Source organism: Flavonifractor sp. An306 (assembly GCF_002159455.1).
Classification (GTDB): Bacteria; Bacillota; Clostridia; order Oscillospirales; family Oscillospiraceae; genus Flavonifractor.
On the sequence record NZ_NFIQ01000018.1, the window covers coordinates 13,905 to 40,623 of the forward strand.

The window sequence follows — 26,719 nt, forward strand, 5'->3', positions numbered from 1 at the left end:
CAGGGGCTAACCTGTAGAAAGAAGGCGCTGCCTTGCAGTATGTGATCTATTTCCTCATCGCCATCGGGGCCACCACCGTGGGCTCCCTGACGGGGATGGGCGGAGGGGTCATTATCAAGCCCCTGATGGACGTGCTCCACGATTTTGACGTGCAGACCATCGGCGTCATCTCCTCCCTCACCGTGTTTTCCATGTCGGTGGTGTCCATCGGCAAGCAGATGCTGGCCAAGACCAAGATCCCCTTTGGTACCGCCATCCCCCTGGCTCTGGGCTCGGTGGCGGGGGGGCTGGCGGGGGAGAAACTGCTCCAGGTCATCGTGAACGCCCTCCAGGCCAACTCCGCCGTGACGGTGGTGCAGAATGTGGTGCTCTCCCTGCTGATTCTGGCGGTGTTCCTCTATATGAAGAACAAGAGCCGCATCCCCAGCAAGCACCTGGAGGGCGTGGTGGTCTCCCTGCTGGTGGGCGTCTTTCTGGGCATCTGCTCCTCCTTCCTGGGCATCGGCGGAGGCCCCATCAACGTGGCCCTCATCATCTACCTGTTCTCCATGGATACCAAGTCGGCCACGGTGTGCTCCCTGGTGACCATCCTGTTCGCCCAGATCTCCAAGCTGGGCACGGTGGCCCTCACCTCCGGCTTCGGCGGCTTTGACCTGTCCATCGCCCCGGTGATGATCGTGGGCGCCATCGCCGGCGGCTTCATCGGCGCCAGCCTCAACAAGAAGTGCTCCGAGGCGTCGGTGGAAAAGGCCTTCAACGCCGTGCAGCTGATCGTGCTGGCCATCTCCATCTTCAATATCGTGCGCAATCTGGCGGTCTGAGCCGGTTTTGCGCGAAGGGCGCCGGGTTTTGCCCGGCGCCTTTTTGCTGTTGCTTTTTCCACGGGGAACGGCTATAATCTAGGGTAGTTATGGAAACTTACGTACAGATTGATGGAGGGAAACACATGAAGGGGAAGCGACTTGTGGCCTGGGTGCTGACCGCCGCGATGGCGGTCTCCCTGCTGACGGTTTCCGCCGCGGCGGTCACCTTTTCCGATATGACCAACCACTGGGCCAGGGAGGACGTGGAGTATCTGACCTCTCAAGGGGTGGTGCAGGGTACCAGCGACATCACCTTTGCCCCCGAGCGGGCCATGACCGCCTGCGAGGCGGTGATCTTCTGCTCCCGGACCACCGGCGTGTCCGCCACGGACAAGGCCAAAATTTTCCAGAAATGGGCCCTGACCCTGCAGGCCATTATGCCCGCCTCCCTGTACTCCTGGGCGGGGGAGGAAATGGCCGTCTGCCTGGAGACCGGCATCATTTCCGAGACCGAGCTGCGCTCTCTCAGCCAGTCCGGCGGACTGGTGAAGGCCATCAGCCGGGAGACTCTGGCCATGTACCTGGTGCGGGCCATGCAGCTGGAGCCCATGGCCAAGAGCCTGACCAACTATTCCCTCAGCTTTGCCGACGCCTCCTCCGTCTCCCCCGCGCTGCAGCCCTATGTCTATGTGCTGAACAGCTACGGCATTGTGCAGGGCGACCAGTATAACCGCTTCCTGCCCGACCGCTCCCTCACCCGGGCGGAGATGGCGGTGATGCTCCGCCGGGCCATGGACTTCATGAGCGAGCGGGGCCTGTACGCCGAGCTGCCCGCCTTCACCGATTATGAGTGGATAGGCGGCGTGATCACCTCGGTGGGGGCGGCTGGAGACGGCGGCACCCTGCTCACCCTGGAGAACCCCCTGAGCGGGAATATCAGCGTCTCCCTGCCCACCAGCATTATGATCTATGAGAACAACATGCTCACCAACTCCTCCGCTTTGCGGACGGGCCAGTACGCCCGGGTCAACCAGAATGCCCGGGGCACGGCCCAGGCGGTGCGGCTGAGCGGGGCGCTGACCACCGTGACCGGCACGGTGAGCAGCGTGGACCAGGACCGCATCAGCCTGACGGTGGAGGGCGCCAGCCGGAGCTACGCCATCGACCGCTTTACCAAGGTGCAGGCGGGCTCCGCCGTCGGCGGGCCGGAGGTCATTGACGCCCAGGCCGGCTACACCACCGCCCAGTGCTATGTGGACGCCATGGGCCACCTGGCGGCCCTGAAGCTGGACGGCGGCAGCCGCAGCGAGCAGGGCATCCTGGTGTCCATCGTGGAGACCGCCGAAGGCCAGAACCTACAGGTGGCGGCCTTCAACGGCGAGACCCAGCGGTATACCCTGCCGGTGGGCGGGACGGCGACCATTGACGGCTCCACGGGTGTGCTGTCCAACGCCTATGTGGGGGACTACGTGACCATGCGCATCAAAAATGACAGCGGCAACCAGCTGGACTCCGTGGCGGTGGACACCGTGACCCAGTACATCCAGGGCGTGGTCAGGAGCTACAGCTCCAGCAATATTACCATCAGCAATACCACCACCAACGTGGCCCAGACCTATCCCCTGGCCTCCGGCGTGCTGGTGCAGTACAACGGCGAGGCCATTTCCCTGCAGAAGCTGGAGCGGAACTGCTTTGCCACCGCGCGGCTCTATGGCGGCCAGGTGGCGGAGATCAGCGCCTGGCCCGGCTCGACCACCACCCGGGGCACCCTGGAGTCCATTACATATGGCACCCCCACCACCCTGGCGGTGCGCACCGCCGACAACAGCGTGGTGACCTTTGAGGTGGATCTGACCAACCTGCCCACGATTCTGCGGGACGGCGAGGCCAGCTCCATCGACAAGATCCGCAGCGGCGACGTGGTTACCGTCACTGTGCGCTATAACCGGGTGGCGGTGCTGGAGACCTACAGCCAGACCGCCAATGTCACCGGCACCATCACCCGGGTGGTGCAGGACACCAACGGCATTACCATTGATGTGGCCCTGGCCTCCGGCGGCACCATGACCTACACGGTGCCCGACGGGGTATCCGTCACCCAGGACGGAAACGCCATCTCCCTCTATACCCTGAAATTCAACGACAAGGTGGCCATGGTGGTCAACGGAGATCAGGTGAACTCCATTGAGGTGCAGGGGGGCGGCTCCAGCACCCAGCTCAACGCCACTGTTCTGCTGCCCAACGCCTCCGACGGCACCCTGATGGTCCAGCTGGAGAACGGTACCGTGCTGACGGTGGATGTGTCCAAGGCCAGCGTTGTGAGCACCGCCGGCGGCGGCATGACTCTGAACAGCCTGAAGGTGGGAGACTCCGTGCAGATTTACGGCAACTACTCCGGGTCCAAGTTTATTGCCACCCTGGTGCTGAAGCTGTAAACGGGAATCCTGAGGCCCGGACCGGACGGTCCGGGCCTTTTTATGCCCGGACCGCCCGCCAAAAGCGGGGTAACCCTTGACTTTTGGCCCCCAAATGCATAAAATAGGGAGAACCCACGTTGTATTTTTTAATAAAGGATTGAGATAGAGTTATGGCACAGGACAAAAAGCAGGTGGAACAGATCACCGATATGGAGGTGGACTTTGCCAAGTGGTTCACCGATGTGTGCAAGAAGGCGGAGCTCATCGATTACTCCTCCATCAAGGGCATGTTTATCCTCCGGCCCTATGGCTACGCCATCTGGGAGAATTTCCAGAAAATTCTGGACGAGAAGTTCAAGGAGTGCGGGCATGAAAATGTGTATCTGCCCATGCTGATCCCCGAGAGCCTGCTCCAGAAGGAGAAGGACCACGTGGAGGGCTTCGCCCCCGAGTGCGCCTGGGTGACCATGGGCGGCTCGGAGAAGCTGGAGGAGCGCTACTGCATCCGGCCCACCTCCGAGACCCTGTTCTGCGAGCACTACGCCAACATCATCCACTCCCACCGGGACCTGCCCAAGCTGTACAACCAGTGGTGCTCCGTGCTGCGGTGGGAAAAGACCTCCCGCCCCTTCCTGCGCCACCGGGAGTTCCTGTGGCAGGAGGGCCACACCATGCACGCCACCGCCGAGGAGGCCATCGAGGAGACCGAGCGTATGTTCAACATCTACGCCGACTTCTGCGAGAACTACCTGGCCATGCCGGTGGTGAAGGGCCGCAAGACCGACAAGGAGAAATTCTCCGGCGCCGAGGCCACCTATACCGTGGAGTGCATGATGCACGACAAGAAGGCCCTCCAGGCCGGCACCTCCCACTACTTCGGCGACGGCTTCGCCCATGCCTTTGACATCACCTTCACCGGCAAGGACAACAAGCCCCACCACCCCTTCCAGACCTCCTGGGGGGTGTCCACCCGGCTCATCGGCGGCGTGATCATGACCCACGGCGACAACAACGGCTTGGTGCTGCCCCCCCGCATCGCCCCCACCCAGGTCATCATCATCCCCGTGGCCCAGCACAAGGAGGGCGTCATCGCGGCCAACCAGGCCGTCATGGACCGCCTGAAGGCCGTCGGCATCCGGGTGAAGATGGACGTGTCCGACCAGTCCGCCGGCTGGAAGTTTGCCGAGTATGAGATGAAGGGCGTGCCCCTGCGTCTGGAGATGGGCCCCAAGGACATGGAGAAGAACCAGTGCGTGCTGGTCCGCCGGGACAACGGCGAGAAGAGCTTCGTCTCCCTGGACGGCATCGAGGAGACCGTGAAAACCATGCTGGACGCCGTGCAGCAGGGCCTGTTCGACAAGGCCAAGCGCAACCTGGAGGACAACACCTACGCCTGCTCCACCGTGAAGGAGGTCAAGGAGAAGATGGCCACCCAGGGCGGCTTCGCCAAGACCATGTGGTGCGGCGATGAGGCCTGTGAGCTGAAGATGAAGGAGATTGCCGGGGTATCCTCCCGCTGCATCCCCCTGGAGCAGGAGCACCTGGGGGACGTGTGCCCCATCTGCGGCAAGCCCGCCAAGCATATGGTGTACTGGGGCGTGGCCTACTGATTGGACCGATAACCGAACCGGACTGCCGAAAAAACACGTCGGCAGTCCGGTTTATAATTGTGAAAAATTCCGGTTGCAATTGAAAAACGATGGGTTTATAATGACACCAACCTGTTACTGTGAGGGAATGTATCATGGATAACCGAAGCCTCACAACTGCATCCTATCTGTTTTCCTTTGGCTGGGCTCGATTTATGGGCGCCGGCTTTTTTGGCATGGGGAAAACAGGCGGATGAAGGAAATGGGCGGAGTCTTTGGGACTCTGTAGGATCCGGTTTATGCGGGGGCGCTCATTGAGTTCATCAATGAGCGCCCTTTTTCGTACAAGGAGGAGGAATATTATGGTAGTCGTAATGAGACCGGGCACCAGCAAGCAGGATATTGACGCGCTGGTCAACAAGCTGAAGGAACAGAATCTGGAGGTGGGCGTCACCAACGGCATCGGCTGCACCATCCTGGGCCTGGTGGGTGACACCACCGCCGTGGATATGGACAAAATCTCCATCAACCCCCATGTGGAGCGGGTTATGCGGGTGCAGGAGCCCTACAAGAAGGCCAACCGCAAGTTCCACCCGGAGGACACGGTGGTAAGTGTGGGGAACGCCAAAATTGGCGGCGGGAACTTCTCAGTCATCGCCGGACCCTGCTCGGTGGAGAGCGAGGAGCAGATCTGCGCCGTGGCGGAGGACGTGAAGCGGTCGGGGGCGGCCCTGCTCCGGGGCGGCGCCTTCAAGCCCCGCACATCCCCCTACTCCTTCCAGGGCATGGGCGCCTCCGGCCTGGACCTGCTGATGGAGGCCCGGGAAAAAACCGGCCTGCCCATCGTCACCGAGATCATGGACCCCCGGATGGCCGACCTCTTCGAGCGGGAGGTGGACGTGGTCCAGGTGGGGGCCCGGAATATGCAGAACTTTGAGCTGCTCAAAGAGGTGGGCAAGATGAGCAAGCCCATCCTGCTCAAGCGGGGGCTGTCCAACACCTATGAGGAGTGGATCATGTCCGCCGAGTATATCATGAGCGAGGGCAACGAGAACGTGATCCTCTGCGAGCGGGGGGTGCGCACCTTCGAGACCTACACCCGCAACACCCTGGACGTGTCCGCCATCCCCGCCATCAAGCAGATGAGCCACCTGCCCATTATCGTGGATCCCTCCCATGCCGCCGGGATGTACTGGATGGTGGAGCCCCTGGCCATGGCCGCCGTGGCCGCCGGAGCCGACGGCCTCATCATCGAGGTCCACAACGACCCCGCCCACGCCAAATGCGACGGCCAGCAGTCCCTCACCCCCGAGAAGTTTGACCACCTGATGGGCAAGGTGTCCGCCCTGGTTGACCTGGTGGGGAAAACTTTGATAAAATAAAGAATACCGCAAAATCCCAAGGAGGACTGAGCCATGAAAACCCTCACCGTATCTCTGCCGGGGCGGAGCTATGACATTCTCATTGAGCAGGGCCTGCTGGACCGGGCGGGCGAGTACTGCCGGAAGGCGCTGCCCCGGGCGGACAAGCTGTTCGTGGTCACCGACTCCACCGTGGGGCCCTTGTACCTGAAGCGGCTCATCCCTCCGCTGGAGGCCGCTGGATGGGAGACCGCCATCTGTGAGATCCCCGCCGGTGAGGCCTCCAAATGCGCCGGAGAGCTGGCCCGGCTGTGGGAGTGCATGATGGACTTCGGCCTCACCCGCACCGACGCCGTGGTGGCCCTGGGCGGCGGCGTGGTGGGGGACCTGGCGGGCTTTGCCGCCGCCACCATCCTCCGGGGGGTGGACTTTGTGCAGCTCCCCACCACCCTCCTCTCCCAGGTGGACTCCTCCGTGGGGGGCAAGGTGGCCATCGACCTGGACCATGGCAAGAACCTGGCCGGGGCCTTCTGGCAGCCCAGGCTGGTGCTCATGGACCCGGACACCCTGGACACCCTGCCGGACGCCACCTTCGCCGACGGCATGGCGGAGGTGATCAAGTACGGCTGTATTTTCGACAGAGCCTTTTTCGATTTCCTGGCCCAGCGGCCAGATCGGGCCCAATTGATGGAGGAAATCGAACACATTTTGTATACCTGCTGCGACTTAAAACGGAAGGTAGTGGAGGAGGACGAGCGGGACACCGGAAACCGGATGCTCCTCAACTTCGGCCACACCCTGGGCCACGCCTACGAGCTGGCGGGGCACTATGAGACCTGGACCCACGGCCAGGCGGTGGCCGCCGGTATGGTGCGGGCCGCCGGGCTGGGGGAGCGGCTGGGGGTGACCCCCGCCGGGACGGCGGAAGCCATCGCCCGAACACTGGCCCCCCTGGGCCTGCCTGTGGAAATCCCCTGCACCCTGGCGGACTATACCGCCGCCATCGGCCTGGACAAGAAGGGGGCGGGGGCGGAGATCGCTGTGATCCTGCTGGAGGAGCTGGGCCGGGCGGTGCCCCACAGGATGCCCAAGGAAGCGCTGCTGGAGGAACTGAAATGAACGTGACCATCACGCCGGGGCCCCTGGCGGGGGCCATCACCCCTCCCCCATCCAAGTCCCAGGCCCACCGGCTGCTCATCGCCGCCGCCCTGGGGACGGGAGAGAGCCATATCGAAAATCTGGCCCACTCCCAGGACATCGACGCCACCCTCCGGTGCATGGCGGCCCTGAAAGCGCCGGGGGACGGCCTGCCCGAGCTGGACTGCGGGGAGAGCGGCTCCACCCTGCGCTTTCTCATCCCGGTGGCCCTGGCCCTCCGGGGCGGCGGGAAATTCACCGGCCACGGGCGGCTGATGGAGCGGCCCCAGGAGCCCTATTTTGCCATCTTTCGGGAAAAGGGCATCTCCTATGAACAGCGGGACGGCGTGCTGACGGTGCGGGGACGGCTCACCCCCGGGGACTACACCCTGCCGGGGGACGTGTCCTCCCAGTTTGTCACCGGGCTGCTGTACGCCCTGCCCCTGTTGGAAAGGGACAGCCGGATCCTGCTGACCACCCCCCTGGAATCCCGGGGGTATATCGACATGACCCTGGACGCTCTGGAGCAGTTCGGGGTAAAGGCGGTGTACGATGGAGACCGCGCCTTCCGGGTGCCGGGAAACCAGAGCTACCGGCCCCGGGACCTGACCATTGAGGCCGACTGGTCCAACGCCGCCTTCTGGTACGCCGCGCAGTTTGTGGGCTGCGACCTGGAGATTGGGGGGCTCAACGCCTTCTCCGCCCAGGGGGATATGCGCATCGTGCCCTATTTTGTGAAATTGCAGGGGAAGGGCCCGGTGGACCTGGACGTGAGCCAGTGTCCCGACCTGGTGCCCCCCCTGGCCGCCATGGCCGCCCTGCGGGGGGGCGAGACCACCCGCATCGTCAACGCCGCCCGGCTGCGCATCAAGGAGAGCGACCGGCTGGCGGCGGTGACCCAGGTGCTCAATGCCCTGGGAGGCCGGGTGGAGGAGCATGAGGACCATCTGGTGATCCACGGAATGGACCATCTGGCGGGGGGCGTCACGGTCTCCGGCCACAACGATCACCGCATCGCCATGATGGCGGCCATCGCCGCCATCCGGTGCCAAGGCCCGGTGACCATCACCGGTGCGGAGTGCGTGAAAAAGTCCTACCCGGATTTCTGGGAGGATTACCGCAGTTTGGGGGGAAGATACACATGCGACACATGATTTTCGGCGAGTCCCACGGCCCGGCCATCGGCGTGGTGCTGGAGGGGGTGCCCGCCGGGCTGGAGCTGGATCTGGAGCGGGTCCAGTGGGAGCTGGACCGGCGGCGGCCGGGGAAGGACCCCACCGCCACCGCCCGGAAGGAGGCCGACCGGGTGGAGGTGCTCTCCGGCCTCTTTGAGGGCAAGACCACCGGCGCCCCCCTGGCTATGGTGATCTACAATTCCGACCAGCGCTCCAGGGACTACGAGTCCATCCGCTACACCCCCCGGCCCGGCCACGGGGACTACGCCGGGTTCATCAAGAGCCGGGGCGCCCAGGACTACCGGGGCGGCGGCCACTTCTCCGGCCGGCTCACCGCCCCCCTGACGGCGGCGGGGGCGGTGGCCAAGCAGGTGCTGGCCCGGAAGGGGGTCTGGGTGGGGGCCCATATCAGCTCCATCTACGGCATCTGCGACGCCCCTCTGGGAGAGCTGGAGGAGATGAAGGACGTGGTCAATAAGCCCTTCCCTGTGCTGAGCGACGCCAAGGGGGAGGAGATGCGCCAGGCCATCCTGGAGGCCAAGGAGCAGCAGGACAGCGTGGGGGGCGCCATTGAGTGCGCCGTCTACGGCCTGCCCGCCGGGCTGGGGGCCCCCGACTTCGGCTGCAACGTGGAGGGGATTTTCGCCCAGTACCTGTTTGCCGTGCCCGCCGTCAAGGGCGTGGACTTCGGAGCGGGGGCGGCCTTCTCCCTCATGCGGGGCAGTGAGGCTAACGACCCCTTTGCCGTGGAGGACGGCAGGGTGGTCACCACCACCAACCACGCCGGAGGGGTCAACGGCGGCATCACCAACGGTATGCCGGTGGTGTTTGAGGCCACCATCCGCCCCACCCCCTCCATCTCCCTGCCCCAGCAGAGCGTGGACCTGCGCACCGGGGAGGAGACCGAAATTGAAATCCACGGCCGTCATGACCCCTGTATCGTCCCCCGGGCGGTGCCGGTGATCGAGGCCGCCGCCGCCCTGGCCGCCTGCGCGGTGCTGGGCATCTGAGGGGAGAGGGAGACATGACGGAGTTAGAGCAATACCGGCAGGAGATCGACCGCATTGACGCCCAGCTGGTCCAGCTGTTTCTGGAGCGGATGGCCGTCACCGGCAAGGTGGGGGAATACAAGCGGCGAGCGGGCATCCCGGTGCTGGACGCCGGCCGGGAGAAGCAGGTGATCGCCGCCAAGACCGCCCTCACCGACGACCCCGCCCGGAAGGCGGATATCGCCGCCCTGTACGAGAGCATCATGGCCATCTCCCGCCGACAGCAGCGCCATCTGGTCCGCGAGGGGGCGGAGGACGCAGGCTACGCCGCCTGGCTGGCCGACCGGGCCCGGACCAGGGAGCCGGTGGCCCGTCCCCGGGTGGTATACCAGGGGGAGCCGGGCTGCTACAGCGAGGAGGCCGCCGCCGGCTTCTTCGGGGACGGGGTGGACAGTAAGGGCCTGCCCTGGTTCAACGACGTGTTCGCCGCCCTGGACCGGGGGGAGGCCGACTACGCCGTGGTGCCGGTGGAGAACTCCTCCACCGGGTCCATCCGGCAGGTGTACGACCTGATGGCCCAGTACCACTATTTTATTGTGGGAGAGTGGCAGGTGAAGGTGGAGCACTGCCTCATGGCTCTGCCGGGGGTGGGCCTGGACCGGATCAGGACCGTCTACTCCCATGAGCAGGGCCTGATGCAGTGTGAAAAGTACCTGGACGCCCACCGGGACTGGGCCCGGGCGCCCACTCTGGACACCGCCGGCTCGGCCAAGCTGGTGGCCGAGACCGGGGACCCCACCGCCGCCGCCATCTGCTCCCGCCGGGCGGCCAGGCTCTACGGCCTGAACATCCTGGCGGAGGGGGTCAACTACAACAGCATGAACCACACCCGGTTTGCGGTGGTCTCCCCCGCCCCCGAACTGCGGCCCGGCCGGGACAAGATCAGCGCCATGTTCCGCCTGCCCCACCAGAGCGGCTCCCTCCACGAGATTCTGACCATCTTCGCCGTCCAGGGCTTCAATCTGCTGAAAATCGAGTCCCGGCCCATCCCCGGCCGGGGGTGGGAGTACCTGTTCTTCCTGGACTTCACCGGCGACCTGGCCGCTGACGGCATGGACGGGGTGCTCCACGAGCTGAGCCAGCTGGCGGCGGAGTTCCGCATTCTGGGCAACTACCGGGGGTATGAGGGATGAACGGCAATGTGGTGCTCATCGGCATGATGGGCTGCGGCAAGACCACAGTGGGGGGCCTGCTGGCCCAACAGCTGGGCTTCACCTTCGTGGACACCGACCAGTACATTGAAACGGCCCTGGGCCGCTCCATCCCCGATCTCTTTGCCCGGGAGGGGGAGGCCTTCTTCCGGGAACGGGAGGGGGAGGCGGCAGAAAAGCTGGCCCGGGAGACGGGTCAGGTCATCGCCTGCGGCGGCGGCCTGCCCACCCGGAGCGATTCCATCGCTCCCCTGAAAGAGACGGGTACGGTGGTCTTTCTCCGCCGGGAGCCGGGCGAGATCTACGACAGCGTATCCATGGGGGGCCGCCCCCTGGGCCAGCAGGGCAGGGCCGCTTTTCTGGAGCGGTACGCCCGGCGGGAGCCCATCTATCTGCGGTGGGCCGACCACGTTGTGGACGTGGGGGCCACGCCGCAGCAGACCATGAAACAGATTCTGGAGGTGCTGGAGCAATGAAATTTCTGGTGCTGAACGGCCCCAACCTGAACCTGCTGGGCCAGCGGGAGCCGGGAATCTATGGGGAGAATACCTACGAGAGCCTGTGCAAACGGTTGGAGGAGTTCGCCGCCGCCCACGGCTCCACGGCGGACTGCATCCAGTCCAACCACGAGGGGGCCCTCATTGACGCCATCCACGCCGCCCAGGGGAAGTACGACGCCATTGTCATGAATCCCGGGGCCTACACCCACTACTCCTACGCCATTCTGGACGCCCTGAAGGCGGTGGATGTGCCCTGCATCGAGGTCCACATCTCCAACGTCCACCAGCGGGAGGAGTTCCGGCACAAGAGCGTCACCGCCCCCGCCTGCGTGGGCCAGATCTGCGGCCTGGGCCTGTACGGCTACGAGGCGGCTATCCGTTATTTTTTGGAGACGGCGCATTGATAAAGGAGATGTTATGAGAAATCCGGTACCCCTGCCCCGCATCGGCATGCGGGTGATCAAGACCGCCGTGGCGGTGATGGTGTCCTACGCCCTGTTCGTCCCCTTCGGCCTGGTATACCGGGAGGAGCTGGGGGGCGTGCTGGGCCAGCTGGGGCCCCTGTATGCCTGCATCGCCTGCATCATCTGCACCCAGAGCACCCTGGGCCAGACCTTCCAGCAGGGGATTTCCCGGCTCATTGGCGTGGTGGTGGGGGGCGCCCTGGGCACCGCCACCCTGCTGCTGGGCCCCGCCCTGGATCACCCCTGGGTGAAAATGCCAGTGCTGGGGCTGGTGTGCGTGGCGGGGGTGTGGCTGTGCCTGCTGATCAAGCGGCCCACCGCCTGCGGCATGGCCTGCATTTTGCCCTGCGTGATCCTCATCACCGGGGTCACCGGACCCACCCGGTACTATTACGCCGCCGCCCGGATCATCGAGACCATCGTGGGGCTGCTCATCGCCTTAGCGGTGAACGCCGCCCTGCCCGACTACCGGCCGGAGGCCCAGCGAGGAGAATCGGACATGAACGTGGAAGTGGACAACAACACCAAAAAGCTGTGCGTCATCGGGGACCCGGTGCTCCACTCCAAGTCTCCCCTGCTCCACAACACCATGCTGCGGGAGCTGGGACTGGATTATGTCTACCTCTGCCAGCCGGTGCCCCGGGGCAAATGCCGGGAGTGGCTGGACTGCGCCAAATTTGCCGGCTACGCCGGCTTTAACGCCACCATGCCCCACAAGGAGGAGCTGGTGCCCCTGATGGATGAGCTGGACGGCGACGCCTCCCTCATTGGGGCGGTGAATACCGTGTGCATCCGGGACGGCAAAATTTACGGCTACAACACCGATGGAGAGGGCTTTCTCCGCAGCCTGGCCGACGAGGGGATCCACCCGGCGGGCAGGCGGGTGATGGTGCTGGGAGCCGGGGGGGCGGCCAAGGCGGTGTGCCTGAAGCTGGCCCAGGCGGGGGCGGCCGTGACGGTGTGCAACCGCACCCTGGACAAAGCGGAGGCCATCTGCGCCCATGACCCGGCCCATCTCCGGGCGGCGGGCTTTGATGCCGCTACCTTATATAAGGAAGCGCAGGGCTGCGGCCTGCTGGTGAACTGCACCTCCCTGGGCATGGAAGGTACGCAGGGCCAATTTGAGGATTTCTCCTTCCTGGACGGCCTGGCCGCCGGTGTGCCGGTGGTGGACCTGATCTACGCCCCCGCCCAGACCGAGCTGCTCCGCCAGGCGGCCCGGCGGGGCCACAAGACGGTCAACGGCTACGGTCTGCTGGTCAACCAGGCGGTGCTGGCTCTGGAGCATTTTACCGGCACGGCCATCGACGCCGCCCGAATGAAACAAGTGCTCTCCGGCTTGGTATAAAAAAGACGGGAAAAATGCAAAAATACTCTTGACTTTGAACGAAAGTTGTACTATCATAATTAAGCGCCTGTTTAGGGCGCATTGTGCGATGATGCGGGAGATTGCTCAGAGATGAGGTAACTTCCGCGGAGTATGTCCGAGCTAGAATCGGGCGGCTGAGGGATCTGTGCACCGCGTATATCGCCGTGCATGGAGTAAACCGGCCTGCTTGTGCCGGTTTTCTTCATGTCAGGGAGTGATACGCACGGAAACGTGTACTGAAATCTCTCACCGTACGAAGCGAGGAAAACACCGCGCTGGAGCCCCGTGGACCCGGCGAAAGCGCACACCACTTCGTATGTTTAAGGAGGAACAAAACACATGGCAGCTCAGAAAGAAATGATCCGCATCCGTCTGAAAGCCTACGATCACCAGCTCATCGACCAGAGCGCTGAGAAGATCGTTGAGACCGCCAAGCGCACCGGCGCTTCCGTGTCCGGCCCCATCCCCCTGCCCACCAAGAAGGAAGTTGTCACCATCCTGCGGGCCGTCCATAAGTACAAGGACAGCCGGGAGCAGTTCGAGCGCCGCACCCACAAGCGCCTCATCGACATCCTTAAGCCCTCTCCCAAGACCGTGGAGGCCCTGATGAGCCTGGAGCTTCCCGCCGGCGTGGAGATCGAGATCAAGCTGTAAGAGACAGCAGACTCATTCCTTTGTCAGTACCGCAGTCCGCCGCGTTTTGAGGCGGACGGGTCAAGTCGCGAGAGCAATACCAGCCCGATGGGTACCTCTCCCGACCAATAACCTTAACAAGGAGGAAGAAACATGGAAAAGGCCATTATCGGCAAGAAGGTCGGCATGACGCAGATCTTCGACGAAGCCGGCAAGGTCATCCCGGTCACCGTCATCGAGGCGGGCCCCTGCACCGTGGTGCAGAAGAAGACCGAGGAGAAGGACGGCTACAACGCTGTGCAGCTGGGCTACGAGGACGTAGCCGAGAAGAAGCTCACCAAGCCTGAGCTGGGCCACCTGAAGAAGGCCGGCGAGGCCCGCAAGCGGACTCTGAAGGAGTTCAAGCTGGCCAACTGCGACGCCCTGAACGTGGGCGACGAGGTGAAGGTGGACGTGTTCGCCGAGGGCGACCGGGTGGACGTGACCGGCATCAGCAAGGGCCACGGCTACCAGGGCGTCATCAAGCGCCACGGCGCCGCCCGCCTGAAGGAATCCCACGGTACCGGCCCTGTGCACCGTCACGCCGGCTCCATGGGCTCCAGCACCGATCCCTCCCGCATCTTCAAGGGCAAGATCGGCGCCGGCCAGATGGGTAACGAGCAGGTTACCGTCCTGAACCTGGACGTCATCAAGGTGGATCCCGAGCTGGGCGTTATCGCCGTGCGGGGTGCCATCCCCGGCCCCAAGGGCGGCATCGTGTATCTGCGCAACTCCGTCATCAACGTCAAGGAGAAGGGCGCCGCTGCCAACGCCAGCATCAACCCGCAGAAGGCTTCCGCCCGCGTCAATCCCCAGAAGGCTTCCGCCCGTAACAAGTAAGAAAGGAGAGAACTCAAATGCCTAAGGCAATTCTTGTGAATATGGCCGGCAACCAGGTCGGCGAAGTGGAGCTCTCCGAAGCTGTGTTCGGGATCGAGCCCAACCAGACCGTTGTGCATGAGGTGGTCAAGAACCACCTGGCCAACTGCCGTCAGGGCACCCAGTCCGCTCTGACCCGCGCCGAGGTCTCCGGCGGCGGCATCAAGCCCTGGCGCCAGAAGGGCACCGGCCGCGCCCGTCAGGGCTCTACCCGCGCGCCCCAGTGGACCCACGGCGGCATCGTGTTCGCCCCCAAGCCCCGCGACTACAGCTACACCCTGAACAAGAAGGTCAAGCGTCTGGCCCTCAAGTCCGCCCTCTCCGCCAAGGCCGCCTCCGGCGACATCGTGGTGGTGGACGGCCTGAACATGGATGCCATCAAGACCAAGACCATGCAGGGCTTCCTGGATACCGTGGGCGCCAAGAAGGCCGTCATCGTCACCCCCGAGGTGAACGAGACTGTCATCAAGTCCGCCCGCAACATCCCCGGCGTGGTGACCACCACCGCCAAGATCCTCAGCGTTTACGACATCGTGAACGCCGGCAAGTTCATCGTTGACAAGGCGGCCCTGGCCGTCATCGAGGAGGTGTTCGCGTAATGGCTACCACCGCTTATGATATCATCAAGCGCCCCATCATCACCGAGCAGTCCATGGCGGAGACTGAGGCCAAGAAGTACACCTTCGAGGTGGCCAAGAGCGCCAACAAGATCGAGATCGCCAAGGCGGTCGAGGAGATCTTCGGCGTGAAGGTGGCCAAGGTGAACACCCTGAACATGCAGGGCAAGGCCAAGCGCACCGGCCGTTTCCCCGCCGGCCGCCGGGCCAACTGGAAGAAGGCTATGGTCACCCTCACTGAGGACTCCAAGACCATCGAGTTCTTCGAAGGCATGGTGTAAGGAGGATAAGGAACAATGGCGATCAAAACTTATAAGCCCACAACGCCCTCCCGCCGCCACATGACCGTGAGCGCCTTCGAGGGCATCGACAAGAAGGCCAAGCCCGAGCGCAGCCTGACTGAGAACCTGAAGAAGAACGCCGGCCGCAACAGCTACGGCCGCATCACCGTCCGCCACCGCGGCGGCGGCAACAAGAAGAAGTACCGCATCATCGACTTCAAGCGGAACAAAGAGGGCACCGCCACTGTCATCAACCTGCAGTACGACCCCAACCGCTCCGCCAACATCGCTCTCATCCAGTATGAGGACGGCGAGAAGCGCTATATCCTGGCCCCCGTGAACCTGAAGGCCGGCCACAAGATCATGACCGGTCCCGACGCCGACATCCTGCCCGGCAACTGCCTGCCCATCGCCAACATCCCCGTGGGCGAGATGATCCACTGCATCGAGCTCTACCCCGGCAAGGGCGCCCAGCTGGTGCGCGCCGCCGGCGAGGCTGCTCAGCTGATGGCCAAGGAGAACGGCATGGCTCAGGTCCGTCTGCCCTCCGGCGAGGTCCGCTACGTCCGCGAGGAGTGCAAGGCCACCATCGGTCAGGTGGGCAACGCCGACTGGGCCAACATCCAGATCGGTAAGGCCGGCCGTAAGCGCCACATGGGTTGGCGGCCCACCGTCCGCGGCTCCGTCATGAACCCCAACGACCACCCCCACGGCGGCGGCGAGGGCAAGAGCCCGGTTGGCCGTCCCGGCCCTGTGACTCCTTGGGGCAAGCCCGCCATGGGCTACAAGACCCGCAAGGGAAAGAACCGCACCGAGAAGTTCATCGTGAAGCACCGCAACGCGAAGTAAGGGAGGCAGTAAAAGATGAGCAGAAGTATCAAGAAAGGCCCCTTTTGCGCCCCCGAGCTGCTGAAGCGGGTCGACGCCATGAACGAGACTGGCGAGAAGAAGGTGCTGAAGACCTGGAGCCGCGCCTCCACCATCTTCCCCTCCTTCGTCGGACACACCTTTGCCGTGCACGACGGGCGCAAGCACGTGCCCGTGTACGTGACCGAGGACATGGTGGGCCACAAGCTGGGCGAGTTCGCCCCCACCCGCACCTTCCGCGGCCACGCCGGCAGCAAGACTGGTAAGTAAGGAGGAGGAGAGAACATGGAAGCAAAAGCACATCTGAGATATGCCCGTATCTCTCCCCGTAAGGTTCAGATCGTGTGCGACCTGATCCGCGGCAAGAGCGTGGCCCAGGCCAACGCCATCCTGATGGCGACCCCCAAGGCCGCCTCCGAGCTGCTGCTGAAGCTCCTCAAGAGCGCCGCGTCCAACGCGGAGAACAACCACCAGATGGACTCCGAGAAGCTGTATATTTCCCAGGTGTTTGCCTGCCCCGGCCCCATCATCAAGCGGATGCGTCCCCGGGCTCAGGGCCGCGCCTATCGGATCAACAAGCGCACTTCTCACATCACCATCGTGGTGGCTGAGCGCTAAGGGAGGAGGAAGAATATGGGACAGAAAGTGAATCCCCACGGCCTGCGCGTGGGCGTCATTAAGGACTGGGACTCCCGCTGGTATGCCCGCAACGAGAAGGTGGGCGACCTGCTGGTGGAGGACAAGAAGATCCGGGACTACCTGAAGAAGACCCTGTATTCCGCCGGTATCCCCAAGATTGAGATTGAGCGTGACAACGCCAAGGTGCGCATCTACCTGCACTGCGCCCGTCCCGGCGTGGTCATCGGCAAGGGCGGCGAGGCCATCGAGGCCCTGCGCCTGAAGCTGGAGAAGATGCTGGGCAAGGCTGTTGCCCTGAACATCGTCGAGGTGAAGAGCCCCGACATGGACGCCCAGCTGGTGGCTGAGAACATCGCCCAGCAGCTGGAGAAGCGCATCGGCTTCCGCCGGGCCATGAAGAACGCCATGGGCCGCGCCATGCGCATGGGCGCCCGGGGCATCAAGACTCAGGTGTCCGGCCGTCTGGGCGGCGCCGAGATCGCCCGCACCGAGCACTATCACGACGGCACCATCCCCCTGCAGACCCTGCGGGCCGACATCGACTACGGCTTTGCTGAGGCTGCCACCACCTACGGCCGCATCGGCGTGAAGGTGTGGATCTACAAGGGCGAGGTGCTCACCCAGACCCTGCGGACCACCCCCCGCACTCTGGACACCAAGAACTTCAAGGAGCGCTCCGACCGTCCCCGCCGCGACCGCCGCGACGGCGACCGCAAGGGCGGCTTCAACCGCAACGGCGGCGGCTTTAACCGCGGCGCCGGCCGTCCCCAGGGCGGCTTCAACAACAACCGTCCCCAGGGCGGCTTCAACCGGCCTCAGGGCGGCGCCCGTCCTGCTGCTCCCAAGGAAGGAGGATCCAACTAATGCTGCTGCCTAAGAGAGTGAAATACCGCCGCGTGCACCGTGGCCGCCTGAAGGGCAAGGCCATGCGCGGCAACACCGTGACCTACGGTGATTTCGGCCTGCAGGCCACCGAGCCCAGCTGGATCACCAGCAACCAGATCGAGGCCGCCCGTATCGCCATGACCCGTTACACCAAGCGTGGCGGTAAGGTTTGGATCAAGATCTTCCCCGACAAGCCCATCACCGAGAAGCCCGCCGAGACCCGTATGGGTTCCGGTAAGGGTTCTCCCGAGTACTGGGTGGCCGTGGTCAAGCCCGGCCGTGTGATGTTCGAGATCGCCGGCGTCTCCGAGGAGATCGCCCGCGAGGCCCTGCGTCTCGCTTCCCACAAGCTGCCTGTCAAGTGCAAGATCGTGGCGAAAGAGACCGCCGAGACCGAGAATGGTGGTGAATGAAGATGAAGGCTACTGAAATCCGTAAGATGAGCGCCACTGAGCTGGAGAGCAAGCTGGGCGACCTGAAGAAGGATCTCTTCCAGCTGCGTCTTCAGCACGCCACCAATCAGCTGGAGAACCCGGTGAAGATCGCCGAGGTCAAGCGGGATATCGCCCGCGTCAAGACCATCATCCGTGAGCAGCAGCTCGCAGGCCGCTAAGAAGGAGGAACCGAAACATGGAAAACAGAACTTCTTCCCGCAAGACCAGAGTCGGCCTGGTGGTCTCTGATAAGATGGACAAGACCGTGGTGGTGGCCATTGCCGACCGTGTGGCCCACCCCCTGTACAAGAAGATCGTCAAGCGGACCTACAAGCTGAAGGCCCATGACGAGAAGAACGAGTGTGGCGTGGGCGACCGCGTCAAGGTGATGGAGACCCGTCCCCTGTCCAAGGACAAGCGCTGGCGCGTGGTTGAGATCATCGAGAAGGCGAAGTAAGGAGGTGTCGGTATGATTCAGCAGGAAACTTATCTGAAGGTGGCCGACAACACCGGCGCCAAGGAGATCAAGACCATCCGCGTGCTGGGCGGCTCCAGCCGCAAGTTTGGCAACATCGGCGACGTGATCGTGGCTTCCGTCCGCAAGGCTCAGCCCGGCGGCACCGTGAAGAAGGGCGAGGTCGTGAAGGCCGTTATCGTCCGCAGCGCCAAGGGCGTCCGCCGTACCGACGGCAGCTACGTCCGCTTTGACGAGAACGCCGCCGTCCTCATCAAGGACGACAAGAATCCCCGCGGTACCCGTATCTTTGGGCCAGTGGCCCGCGAGCTGCGCGACAAGGATTATATGAAGATCCTGTCCCTGGCTCCCGAAGTGCTGTAAGGGGGTAGGAGTAGACATGAAGAAGATGAGCATTCGCAAGGACGACACCGTCATCGTCCTGTCCGGCAAGGACAAGGGCAAGCAGGGCAAGGTCCTGGAGGTCATGCCCAAGGAGGGCAAGGTTGTCGTGGAGAAGGTCAACGTGGTCTCCCGTCACCAGAAGCCCCGCCGTCAGGGCGAGCAGGGCGGCATCATGAAGAAGGAAGCCCCCATCTACGCCTGCAAGGTGCAGCGCGTCTGCCCCAAGTGCAACAAGCCCACCCGGCCCGCTCACAAGCTGCTGGCCGACGGCAAGAAGGTCCGCGTCTGCAAGAAGTGCGGCGCCGAAATCTGAGAGAGGAGGAGTATAGACAATGGCTGATAAGAAAGTGCCCAACCTGAAGGCCAAGTACCAGGCCGAGGTCGCTCCTGCTCTGATGCAGAAGTTCGGTTACAAGAGCGTCATGCAGATCCCCAAGATCGACAAGATCGTGGTCAACTGCGGCTGCGGCGAGGCCCGTGACAACTCCAAGGTGCTGGAGGCTGTGGTGGGCGATCTGACCAAGATCACCGGCCAGAAGGCCATCATCACCAAGGCCAAGAAGTCCGTGGCTAACTTCAAGCTCCGCGAGGGCATGCCCATCGGCGCCAAGGTCACCCTGCGCGCCGACCGCATGTGGGAGTTCCTGGACCGCCTGTTCAACGTGGCCCTGCCCCGCGTGCGCGACTTCCGGGGCATCAACGGCAACTCCTTTGACGGCCGGGGCAACTACGCTCTGGGCATCAAGGAGCAGCTGATCTTCCCCGAGATCGAGTACGACAAGATCGACAAGATCCGCGGCCTGGACGTGGTCATCTGCACCACCGCCAAGACCGACGAAGAGGCCAAGGAACTGCTGACTCTGATCGGCGCTCCCTTTGCCCGGTAAAGGAGGAGAACGAAATGGCTAAGAAGTCTATGATCCTGAAGCAGCAGGCGGAGCCCAAGTTCTCCACCCGCCGCTACAACCGCTGCAAGATCTGCGGCCGTCCCCACGCCTACCTGCGGGACTACGGCATCTGCCGTATCTGCTTCCGCGAGCTGGCTTACAAGGGTCAGATTCCCGGCGTCAAGAAGGCGAGCTGGTAAAACCAGCCCGCCTCTTGGCCGGTAATTTGATAAATTCCCCAGCCAGTGGCCAATAGGTCGCAGCTGCCTATCTGCGATACCTTGCCGCTGATACGGGCAACGCCCGTAATTCTAATAGGAGGTAACCATCATGCACATTACCGATCCCATTGCGGATATGCTCACCCGCATCCGCAACGCGAACAACGCCAAGCATGACACCGTGGACGTTCCCGCGTCCAACATGAAGAAGTCCATCGCGCAGATCCTGCTGGACGAAGGCTATATCAAGAACTTCCAGCTCATCGACGACGGCACTCAGGGCGTCATCCGCATCACCCTGAAGTACAACCCCGGCAAGGAGAAGATCATCACCGGCCTGCGCCGCGTCTCCAAGCCCGGCCTGCGTGTTTATGCCGGTGCTGACGAGCTGCCCCGGGTCCTGCACGGCCTGGGCATCGCCATCGTGTCCACTTCCAAGGGCGTCATGACCGACAAGTCTGCCCGTGCGCAGCATGTCGGCGGTGAGGTCCTGGCGTTTGTCTGGTAAGGAGGGAGAGTAGAAAATGTCTCGAATCGGAAGAATGCCGATCTCCATCCCCGCCGGTGTGGACGTGAAGATCGAAGCCGGTAACCTGGTTACCGTGAAGGGGCCCAAGGGCACTCTGACCCAGCAGCTCCACCCCAACATGACCATTACCCAGGAGGGCGACGTGATCCACGTGACCCGCCCCAATGACGAGAAGGAAAACCGCAGCCTCCACGGCCTGACCCGCAGCCTGCTGCACAACATGGTGGTGGGCGTCACCGAGGGCTTCAAGAAGGAGCTGGACGTGAACGGCGTCGGCTACCGTGTGGCCAAGGAGGGCAACAAGCTGGTCATGAACCTGGGCTTCTCCCATCAGGTATTCATGGAGGAGATCGAGGGCATCAGCATCGAGGTCCCCAGCGCCAACAAGATCGTCATCAGCGGCACCGACAAGCAGAAGGTTGGCCAGTTTGCCGCCGAAGTGCGTGAGAAGCGTCCCCCCGAGCCTTACAAGGGCAAGGGCATCAAATACACTGACGAGGTCATCCGCCGCAAGGAAGGCAAGACCGGCGTCAAGAAGAAATAAGGAGGTGTGCCACAATGATCAACAGACCCGATACCAACGCTCAGCGGCTGAAGCGGCATAAGAGAGTGCGCGGCAAGATTTCCGGCACGCCCGAGCGTCCCCGTCTGAACGTGTTCCGCAGCAACACCAACATCTATGCCCAGATCATCGACGATGTGACCGGCAAGACTCTGGTGGCTGCTTCTTCCCTGGAGAAGGGCTTTGAGGGCAAGGGCTCCGACTGCGAGGCCGCCAAGAAGGTGGGCCAGGCTGTCGCCGAGCGTGCCAAGGCCGCCGGCATCGAGACCGTCGTGTTTGACCGCGGCGGCTACGTGTACCACGGCCGCGTGCAGGCCCTGGCCGAAGGCGCCCGTGAGGGCGGCCTGCAGTTCTAAGGGAGGAGGAAAAGATAAATGGCTCGTTTTGAAAGAGAACCCAGCGAGTTTACCGAGAAGCTCGTTTCCCTCAACCGCGTGTCCAAGACCGTGAAGGGCGGCCGCGTCATGAAGTTCGCCGCTCTGATGGTGGTGGGCGACGAGAAGGGCCGCGTGGGCTTCGGCACCGGTAAGGCCGCCGAGGTCCCCGAGGCCATCCGCAAGGGGATTGAGGACGCCAAGAAGAACCTGGTGACCATCACCCGGTCCGGCACCACCATTCCCCATGAGGTCATCGGCGAGTTCGGCGCCGGCCGCGTGCTCCTGAAGCCCGCCGCCCCCGGTACCGGCATCATCGCCGGCGGCCCCGTCCGCGCCGTCATGGAGGCCGCCGGCATCCGTGACATCCGCGCCAAGTGCCTGCGCTCCAACAATCCGCAGAACGTGGTCTCCGCCACCTTCGAGGGCCTGAAGTCCCTCCGTGGCCCCGAGGAGGTCGCCCGCATCCGCGGCAAGAGCGTGGACGAGATCGTAGGTTAAGGAGGGCCGTGAACCATGGCTAATCTGAACATCAAGCTGGTCAAGAGCCTGAACGGCCGCATTGCCAAGCACAAGGCCACCGCCGAGGCTCTGGGGCTGCGCCACATCGGCGACACCACCGTACAGCCCGACAACGAGGCCACCCGCGGCAAGATCGCCCACATCGGCTATCTGCTGCAGGTGACCGAGGAACAGTAAGGAGGTGCGCGAAATGAATCTGCATGATCTTTCCCCCGCCGCCGGTTCCAACCCCAAGGCTTACCGCAAGGGCCGGGGCAACGGTTCCGGCAACGGCAAGACCGCCGGCCGCGGCCAGAAGGGCCAGTGGGCCCGCTCCGGCGGCGGCGTGCGCGTGGGCTTTGAGGGCGGCCAGATGCCTCTGACCCGCCGCATCCCCAAGCGCGGCTTCAACAACATCTTTGCCAAGCCCCTGGAGGCCATCAACGTCTCCGCCCTGGAGAAGTTCGAGGACGGCGCCGTGGTCAACGTGTGCGACCTGCTGGAGAAGGGCATCCTCTCCAAGTGCGAGTATGGCTACAAGGTGCTGGGCAACGGCACCCTGACCAAGAAGCTGACGGTCCGTGCTTCCGCTTTCTCCGCCTCCGCCAAGGAGAAGATCGTGGCGGCTGGCGGAAAGTACGAGGTGGTATAAGTGATCGAGACCATCCGTAACGCGTGGAAGATTCCCGAGCTGCGCAAGAAGATCCTCTTCACTGTGTTCGCTCTGCTCATCTTCCGGCTGGGCTCCGTGGTTCCTGTGCCCTTTATCAACAGCGACCTGCTGAGCAATACCCTGAACAGCATGGGAGGCATCTTCTCCCTGCTGGGCACCATGAACGGCACCGCCTTCTCCATGGCGGCCGTCTTTGCCCTGGGCGTACAGCCGTATATCAACAGCTCCATCATCATCCAGCTGCTCACCGTTGCCATCCCCGCTCTGGAGCGTCTCCAGCGGGACGGCGGCGAGGAGGGCCGGAAGAAGATTGCGGCCATCACCCGTTACGTCACCGTGGCCATCGCCCTGTTCCAGGGCTTCGGCTACTACACCCTGATCCGCACCACCAACGACGGCGCCCTGCTGGATACCGCCGGCCTGCCCGGCTGGTGGGCCGCCATCGTCATCATCCTGTGCTTCACTGCAGGCTCCGCCTTTGTCATGTGGCTGGGTGAGCAGATCACCGAGTTCGGCATCGGCAACGGCATCTCCATCATCCTGTTTGCCGGCATTCTGTCCCGGGTGCCCTCCATGGTGGCTACCCTGTACACCGGCATCCGGAACAACCTGGACGGCGTCACCGATCAGTTCAATCTGCCCTGGTGGGGCGCCATCCTCATCGTCATCGGCATGCTGGCCATCGTGGTGCTCATCGTGTTCATCCAGAACTCCGAGCGGCGCATCCCGGTGCAGTACGCCAAGCGCGTGGTGGGCCGCAAGATGTATGGCGGCCAGTCCAGCCACATCCCCCTGAAGGTGAACATGAGCGGCGTTATGCCCATCATCTTCGCCCAGGCTATCGCCTCCCTGCCCTCCACCATCGGCATGTTCTTCGGCAAGAGCACCGAGAGCGAGGGGGCCTGGGGCACTTTCCTCACCATCTTCGACACCACCAGCGTGGTGTATATCGTGATCTATTTCCTGCTCATCGTGGGCTTCAGCTATTTCTACTCCACCATGCAGTTCAACCCCGTGGAGGTGGCCAACAACCTGAAGAAGAACGGCGGTTTCATTCCCGGCTTCCGTCCCGGCAAGCCCACCGCCGACTTCATCCACAAGGTGCTGGGTAAGATCACCATGTTCGGCGCCCTGTATCTGGCCATCATCGCCATCGCGCCCATCATCACCGGCGCGGTCATCGGCCAGAGCAGCCTGGCCATCGGCGGCACCTCCATCATCATCGTGGTGGGCGTGGCCCTGGAGACCACCAAGGCGTTGGAGGCTCAGATGCTCATGCGGCATTACAAGGGCTTCCTGGAGTAAGAGGGGACGTTATCATGAAAATCATCCTGTTAGGCGCCCCGGGAGCCGGTAAGGGGACGCAGGCGGAGCTCATCAGCAAGAAGCTGGGGATCCCCACCATCTCCACCGGCAACATTCTCCGAGCGGCCGTGAAGGAGGGCACTCCCATCGGCCTGGAAGCAAAGAGCTATATGGACGCGGGCAAGCTGGTTCCCGATGAGGTCATCATCGGCATCATTGAGGAGCGGCTGGCGCAGAGTGACTGCGCAAACGGCTTTATTCTGGACGGGGTGCCCCGCACCATCGCCCAGGCCGAGGCCCTGGAGCGGCACGGCATCCGCTTTGACGCGGTGCTCTCTCTGGAGATCGCCGACAGCGTCATCGAGGAGCGGATGACCGGACGCCGGACCTGCCATGCCTGCGGCGCCTCCTATCATGTCAAGGCGGCCCCCCCCAAGCAGGAGGGGATCTGCGACAAGTGCGGCGGCGAACTGGAGCAGCGAAAGGATGACCGGCCGGAGACCGTCAAGCACCGGCTGGAGGTCTACCACAATGAGACCGAGCCCCTCAAGGGGTTCTACGAGGCCAAGGGCGTGCTCAAGAGCGTGCCTGATTTTGGCGGCATTGAGGAGACCAATGAGAAGATCATGGAATTATTGGGGAAGTGAACTGAGATGGAAATGATCTCACTCAAATCCCCCCGGGAGATCGAGCATATGCGCCGGGCCGGGCGGCTGACCGCCCAGGCCCGGGCGCTGGCCGGCTCCATGGTGCGGCCCGGCGTCACCACCCACGAGATTGACGCGGCGGTGCGCAAGTTTATCGAGAGCCACGGAGCGAAGCCCTCTTTCCTGGGGTACGGCGGTTTTTCCGGTTCCGCCTGTATCTCCATCAACGAGCAGGTGATCCACGGCATTCCCGGCCCCCGGAAGCTGCAGGAGGGCGACATCGTCAGCATTGACGTGGGCGCCTATCTGGAGGGCTTCCACGGGGACTGCGCCGCTACCTTCCCCTGCGGGGAGGTCAGCGAGGAGGCCATGCGCCTCATCCGGGTCACCGAGCAGAGCTTCTGGGAGGGTATCAAATTCGCCCACTCGGGCAGCCGGGTGTACGACATCTCCCACGCGGTCCAGCAGTATGTGGAGAGCAACGGCTACTCCGTGGTGCGGGACTTTGTGGGCCACGGCGTGGGCGCCAAGCTCCACGAGGCGCCGGAGGTGCCCAACTTCGGGCCCGCCGGACACGGTCCCCGGCTCCAGCCGGGCATGACCATCGCGGTGGAGCCTATGGTGTGCGCTGGCGACTGGCGGGTGAAGGTGCTCAAGGACGGCTGGACCACCGTGTCCGCCGACGGCAGCCTCACCGCCCACTATGAAAATACCATCCTCATCACCGACGGGGAGCCGGAAGTGCTCACCACAGTGGAGGGGTAAGGATGGAGCTGGAACGACCTGGAATCGTCCGCTCCCTGGCGGGACACGACAGGGGCGGGTTGTTCTGCGTACTGGGCGCCGACGGCCCCTATCTGCTGCTGTGCGACGGCAAGCGGCGGAAGGTGGAGTCCCCCAAGCGGAAGAAGGCCGTCCATACGGCTGACGCCGGTGGGTTTCAGCACCCCGTTCTGGAGAAGCTCCGGGCGGGGCACCCAACCACCAACCGAGAGGTACGGAGGGCGCTGGCCGCTTTCCGAGCTGAGGAATCAAGGAGGGTATGACGCTTTGGCAAAGGACGATATGATCGAAGTGGAGGGCGTCGTGACCGAGTCCCTTCCCAACACCACTTTTAAAGTGGACATCGGAAACGGCCATATCATTCTGGCGCACATCTCCGGCAAGCTGCGGATGAACTTCATCCGGATCCTGCCGGGCGACAAGGTAACCGTACAGATGTCCCCCTACGACGTAACGAGAGGACGGATCACCTGGCGATCCAAGTGATCCGCCGATCCTATCAATGACCGGCGCGGGCCAGCGGGGCCTTGCCTCCGCCGCGCCGGGGCCATCAGGCTCAAGGAGGTTAATGACATGAAAGTTAGACCGTCCGTGAAGCCCATGTGCGAGAAGTGCAAGATCATCAAGCGCAAGGGCAAGGTCATGGTTATTTGTGAAAACCCCAAGCATAAGCAGAGACAAGGTTAACAGGAGGTGCTGAAACAGTATGGCACGTATTGCTGGCATTGATTTGCCCAAGGATAAGCGGGTCGAGATCGGCCTGACCTATATTTACGGCATCGGGCGCACCAGCGCCAATAAGATCCTGGCTGAGGCCGGTATCAACCCCGACACCCGCGTGAAGGATCTGACCGAGGCCGATGAGGCCAAGCTGCGCGAGATCATCAGCCACAGCTACACTGTGGAAGGCGACCTCCGCCGCGATGTGGCGATGGACATCAAGCGTCTGACCGAGATCGGCTGCTACCGGGGCATCCGGCACCGCAAGGGCCTGCCCGTCCGCGGCCAGCGTTCCAAGACCAACGCGCGTACCCGCAAGGGTCCCAAGCGCACCGTCGCCAACAAGAAGAAGTAAGGGAGGGAGAAACA

At 63.3% G+C, this 26,719-nt stretch carries 39 protein-coding genes; all 39 read left to right on the forward strand.

What is annotated here, in order from left to right:
* Positions 1-41 precede the first annotated feature (41 nt).
* The 39 genes from B5F88_RS06235 to rpsM all read left to right on the forward strand — a co-directional run bounded on the left by B5F88_RS06235 (position 42) and on the right by rpsM (position 26,705).
* The gene (locus tag B5F88_RS06235; protein ID WP_242959658.1) at positions 42-821 is read left to right on the forward strand and encodes a sulfite exporter TauE/SafE family protein; all 780 of its coding nucleotides are present in this window, start codon (positions 42-44) and stop codon (positions 819-821) included.
* A gap of 125 nt (positions 822-946) precedes the next feature.
* The gene (locus B5F88_RS06240) at positions 947-3,238 is read left to right on the forward strand and encodes an S-layer homology domain-containing protein (protein WP_087343052.1); all 2,292 of its coding nucleotides are present in this window, start codon (positions 947-949) and stop codon (positions 3,236-3,238) included.
* Positions 3,239-3,390: 152 nt separating this feature from the next.
* Positions 3,391-4,830 (forward strand): proline--tRNA ligase, encoded by a 1,440-nt coding sequence (gene proS, locus B5F88_RS06245; RefSeq protein WP_087343056.1) that lies wholly within the window; start codon positions 3,391-3,393, stop codon positions 4,828-4,830.
* Positions 4,831-5,171: 341 nt separating this feature from the next.
* Positions 5,172-6,191, forward strand: coding sequence for a 3-deoxy-7-phosphoheptulonate synthase (aroF, locus tag B5F88_RS06250; protein WP_087343059.1), 1,020 nt, complete (start codon positions 5,172-5,174; stop codon positions 6,189-6,191).
* Between the two features lie 33 nt (positions 6,192-6,224).
* On the forward strand, positions 6,225-7,289 hold the full coding sequence (gene aroB / locus B5F88_RS06255) for a 3-dehydroquinate synthase (RefSeq protein ID WP_087343062.1): 1,065 nt from the start codon (positions 6,225-6,227) through the stop codon (positions 7,287-7,289).
* Entirely contained in the window at positions 7,286-8,461 is a 1,176-nt protein-coding gene (locus B5F88_RS06260; protein ID WP_087343065.1) for a 3-phosphoshikimate 1-carboxyvinyltransferase, read from the forward strand. Before aroB ends, B5F88_RS06260 begins: the two co-directional genes overlap by 4 nt.
* Positions 8,458-9,492, forward strand: coding sequence for a chorismate synthase (gene aroC, locus B5F88_RS06265; RefSeq protein ID WP_343286456.1), 1,035 nt, complete (start codon positions 8,458-8,460; stop codon positions 9,490-9,492). The genes B5F88_RS06260 and aroC overlap by 4 nt, the downstream gene beginning before the upstream one ends.
* Before the next feature lie 14 nt (positions 9,493-9,506).
* Positions 9,507-10,664, forward strand: a complete 1,158-nt coding sequence (locus B5F88_RS06270) for a bifunctional chorismate mutase/prephenate dehydratase (RefSeq protein ID WP_087343071.1) — start codon at positions 9,507-9,509, stop codon at positions 10,662-10,664.
* Positions 10,661-11,158, forward strand: a complete 498-nt coding sequence (locus B5F88_RS06275; protein ID WP_087343074.1) for a shikimate kinase — start codon at positions 10,661-10,663, stop codon at positions 11,156-11,158. Before B5F88_RS06270 ends, B5F88_RS06275 begins: the two co-directional genes overlap by 4 nt.
* Positions 11,155-11,586: a type II 3-dehydroquinate dehydratase gene (gene aroQ, locus B5F88_RS06280; RefSeq protein WP_087343077.1), complete on the forward strand. Its 432-nt coding sequence runs from the start codon at positions 11,155-11,157 to the stop codon at positions 11,584-11,586. The genes B5F88_RS06275 and aroQ overlap by 4 nt, the downstream gene beginning before the upstream one ends.
* Before the next feature lie 13 nt (positions 11,587-11,599).
* Complete coding sequence (aroE, locus tag B5F88_RS06285) at positions 11,600-12,994, forward strand: shikimate dehydrogenase (RefSeq protein ID WP_087343080.1); 1,395 nt, start codon at positions 11,600-11,602, stop codon at positions 12,992-12,994.
* Positions 12,995-13,354: 360 nt separating this feature from the next.
* A complete protein-coding gene (gene rpsJ, locus B5F88_RS06290) occupies positions 13,355-13,669 on the forward strand; it encodes a 30S ribosomal protein S10 (protein WP_006573401.1) in 315 nt (104 codons plus the stop codon).
* Positions 13,670-13,801: 132 nt separating this feature from the next.
* Positions 13,802-14,527 (forward strand): 50S ribosomal protein L3, encoded by a 726-nt coding sequence (rplC, locus tag B5F88_RS06295; protein WP_087343083.1) that lies wholly within the window; start codon positions 13,802-13,804, stop codon positions 14,525-14,527.
* A gap of 17 nt (positions 14,528-14,544) precedes the next feature.
* A complete protein-coding gene (gene rplD, locus B5F88_RS06300; RefSeq protein WP_087343085.1) occupies positions 14,545-15,165 on the forward strand; it encodes a 50S ribosomal protein L4 in 621 nt (206 codons plus the stop codon).
* Positions 15,165-15,464 carry a 50S ribosomal protein L23 gene (gene rplW / locus B5F88_RS06305; RefSeq protein WP_087187783.1) on the forward strand — a complete coding sequence of 100 codons (300 nt, stop codon included), beginning with the start codon at positions 15,165-15,167 and terminating at the stop codon, positions 15,462-15,464. Before rplD ends, rplW begins: the two co-directional genes overlap by 1 nt.
* A 15-nt stretch (positions 15,465-15,479) precedes the next feature.
* Positions 15,480-16,313: a 50S ribosomal protein L2 gene (gene rplB / locus B5F88_RS06310; protein ID WP_087343087.1), complete on the forward strand. Its 834-nt coding sequence runs from the start codon at positions 15,480-15,482 to the stop codon at positions 16,311-16,313.
* A 15-nt stretch (positions 16,314-16,328) separates the two neighbouring features.
* Complete coding sequence (rpsS, locus tag B5F88_RS06315) at positions 16,329-16,601, forward strand: 30S ribosomal protein S19 (protein ID WP_087343090.1); 273 nt, start codon at positions 16,329-16,331, stop codon at positions 16,599-16,601.
* A gap of 15 nt (positions 16,602-16,616) precedes the next feature.
* Complete coding sequence (gene rplV / locus B5F88_RS06320) at positions 16,617-16,949, forward strand: 50S ribosomal protein L22 (RefSeq protein WP_087343093.1); 333 nt, start codon at positions 16,617-16,619, stop codon at positions 16,947-16,949.
* A gap of 15 nt (positions 16,950-16,964) precedes the next feature.
* A complete protein-coding gene (gene rpsC / locus B5F88_RS06325) occupies positions 16,965-17,834 on the forward strand; it encodes a 30S ribosomal protein S3 (RefSeq protein WP_087343096.1) in 870 nt (289 codons plus the stop codon).
* A complete protein-coding gene (gene rplP / locus B5F88_RS06330; RefSeq protein ID WP_087343098.1) occupies positions 17,834-18,268 on the forward strand; it encodes a 50S ribosomal protein L16 in 435 nt (144 codons plus the stop codon). Before rpsC ends, rplP begins: the two co-directional genes overlap by 1 nt.
* A gap of 2 nt (positions 18,269-18,270) precedes the next feature.
* The gene (rpmC, locus tag B5F88_RS06335; RefSeq protein ID WP_204246206.1) at positions 18,271-18,468 is read left to right on the forward strand and encodes a 50S ribosomal protein L29; all 198 of its coding nucleotides are present in this window, start codon (positions 18,271-18,273) and stop codon (positions 18,466-18,468) included.
* A gap of 17 nt (positions 18,469-18,485) precedes the next feature.
* Positions 18,486-18,746: a 30S ribosomal protein S17 gene (gene rpsQ, locus B5F88_RS06340; protein WP_087343105.1), complete on the forward strand. Its 261-nt coding sequence runs from the start codon at positions 18,486-18,488 to the stop codon at positions 18,744-18,746.
* Positions 18,747-18,758: 12 nt separating this feature from the next.
* Entirely contained in the window at positions 18,759-19,127 is a 369-nt protein-coding gene (gene rplN, locus B5F88_RS06345) for a 50S ribosomal protein L14 (protein WP_087343108.1), read from the forward strand.
* A 16-nt stretch (positions 19,128-19,143) separates the two neighbouring features.
* Positions 19,144-19,461, forward strand: a complete 318-nt coding sequence (gene rplX / locus B5F88_RS06350; RefSeq protein WP_087343111.1) for a 50S ribosomal protein L24 — start codon at positions 19,144-19,146, stop codon at positions 19,459-19,461.
* A gap of 19 nt (positions 19,462-19,480) precedes the next feature.
* On the forward strand, positions 19,481-20,035 hold the full coding sequence (gene rplE, locus B5F88_RS06355) for a 50S ribosomal protein L5 (RefSeq protein WP_087343114.1): 555 nt from the start codon (positions 19,481-19,483) through the stop codon (positions 20,033-20,035).
* 14 nt (positions 20,036-20,049) lie between these two features.
* Complete coding sequence (locus B5F88_RS06360) at positions 20,050-20,235, forward strand: type Z 30S ribosomal protein S14 (RefSeq protein ID WP_006573415.1); 186 nt, start codon at positions 20,050-20,052, stop codon at positions 20,233-20,235.
* A gap of 130 nt (positions 20,236-20,365) precedes the next feature.
* The gene (gene rpsH, locus B5F88_RS06365; protein ID WP_087343117.1) at positions 20,366-20,764 is read left to right on the forward strand and encodes a 30S ribosomal protein S8; all 399 of its coding nucleotides are present in this window, start codon (positions 20,366-20,368) and stop codon (positions 20,762-20,764) included.
* 16 nt (positions 20,765-20,780) lie between these two features.
* Positions 20,781-21,329 carry a 50S ribosomal protein L6 gene (gene rplF, locus B5F88_RS06370; RefSeq protein WP_087343120.1) on the forward strand — a complete coding sequence of 183 codons (549 nt, stop codon included), beginning with the start codon at positions 20,781-20,783 and terminating at the stop codon, positions 21,327-21,329.
* Positions 21,330-21,343: 14 nt separating this feature from the next.
* The gene (gene rplR / locus B5F88_RS06375; protein WP_087343123.1) at positions 21,344-21,703 is read left to right on the forward strand and encodes a 50S ribosomal protein L18; all 360 of its coding nucleotides are present in this window, start codon (positions 21,344-21,346) and stop codon (positions 21,701-21,703) included.
* 18 nt (positions 21,704-21,721) lie between these two features.
* Positions 21,722-22,222, forward strand: coding sequence for a 30S ribosomal protein S5 (gene rpsE / locus B5F88_RS06380; protein ID WP_087343126.1), 501 nt, complete (start codon positions 21,722-21,724; stop codon positions 22,220-22,222).
* Positions 22,223-22,237: 15 nt separating this feature from the next.
* Positions 22,238-22,420 (forward strand): 50S ribosomal protein L30, encoded by a 183-nt coding sequence (gene rpmD, locus B5F88_RS06385; RefSeq protein WP_087335586.1) that lies wholly within the window; start codon positions 22,238-22,240, stop codon positions 22,418-22,420.
* 13 nt (positions 22,421-22,433) lie between these two features.
* Positions 22,434-22,874, forward strand: a complete 441-nt coding sequence (gene rplO, locus B5F88_RS06390; protein ID WP_087343129.1) for a 50S ribosomal protein L15 — start codon at positions 22,434-22,436, stop codon at positions 22,872-22,874.
* Positions 22,875-24,200: a preprotein translocase subunit SecY gene (secY, locus tag B5F88_RS06395; RefSeq protein WP_087343132.1), complete on the forward strand. Its 1,326-nt coding sequence runs from the start codon at positions 22,875-22,877 to the stop codon at positions 24,198-24,200. It begins immediately after the preceding gene.
* 14 nt (positions 24,201-24,214) lie between these two features.
* Positions 24,215-24,847, forward strand: a complete 633-nt coding sequence (locus B5F88_RS06400; RefSeq protein ID WP_087343135.1) for an adenylate kinase — start codon at positions 24,215-24,217, stop codon at positions 24,845-24,847.
* A 12-nt stretch (positions 24,848-24,859) separates the two neighbouring features.
* Positions 24,860-25,612 (forward strand): type I methionyl aminopeptidase, encoded by a 753-nt coding sequence (gene map, locus B5F88_RS06405; RefSeq protein ID WP_087343197.1) that lies wholly within the window; start codon positions 24,860-24,862, stop codon positions 25,610-25,612.
* A gap of 2 nt (positions 25,613-25,614) precedes the next feature.
* Positions 25,615-25,893 (forward strand): KOW domain-containing RNA-binding protein, encoded by a 279-nt coding sequence (locus B5F88_RS06410; RefSeq protein WP_087343138.1) that lies wholly within the window; start codon positions 25,615-25,617, stop codon positions 25,891-25,893.
* Positions 25,894-25,897: 4 nt separating this feature from the next.
* Positions 25,898-26,116 carry a translation initiation factor IF-1 gene (gene infA / locus B5F88_RS06415; RefSeq protein ID WP_087343141.1) on the forward strand — a complete coding sequence of 73 codons (219 nt, stop codon included), beginning with the start codon at positions 25,898-25,900 and terminating at the stop codon, positions 26,114-26,116.
* Positions 26,117-26,203: 87 nt separating this feature from the next.
* Positions 26,204-26,317, forward strand: a complete 114-nt coding sequence (gene rpmJ, locus B5F88_RS06420; RefSeq protein ID WP_006573428.1) for a 50S ribosomal protein L36 — start codon at positions 26,204-26,206, stop codon at positions 26,315-26,317.
* Between the two features lie 19 nt (positions 26,318-26,336).
* Positions 26,337-26,705 (forward strand): 30S ribosomal protein S13, encoded by a 369-nt coding sequence (gene rpsM, locus B5F88_RS06425; protein ID WP_087343144.1) that lies wholly within the window; start codon positions 26,337-26,339, stop codon positions 26,703-26,705.
* Positions 26,706-26,719: the final 14 nt, after the last annotated feature.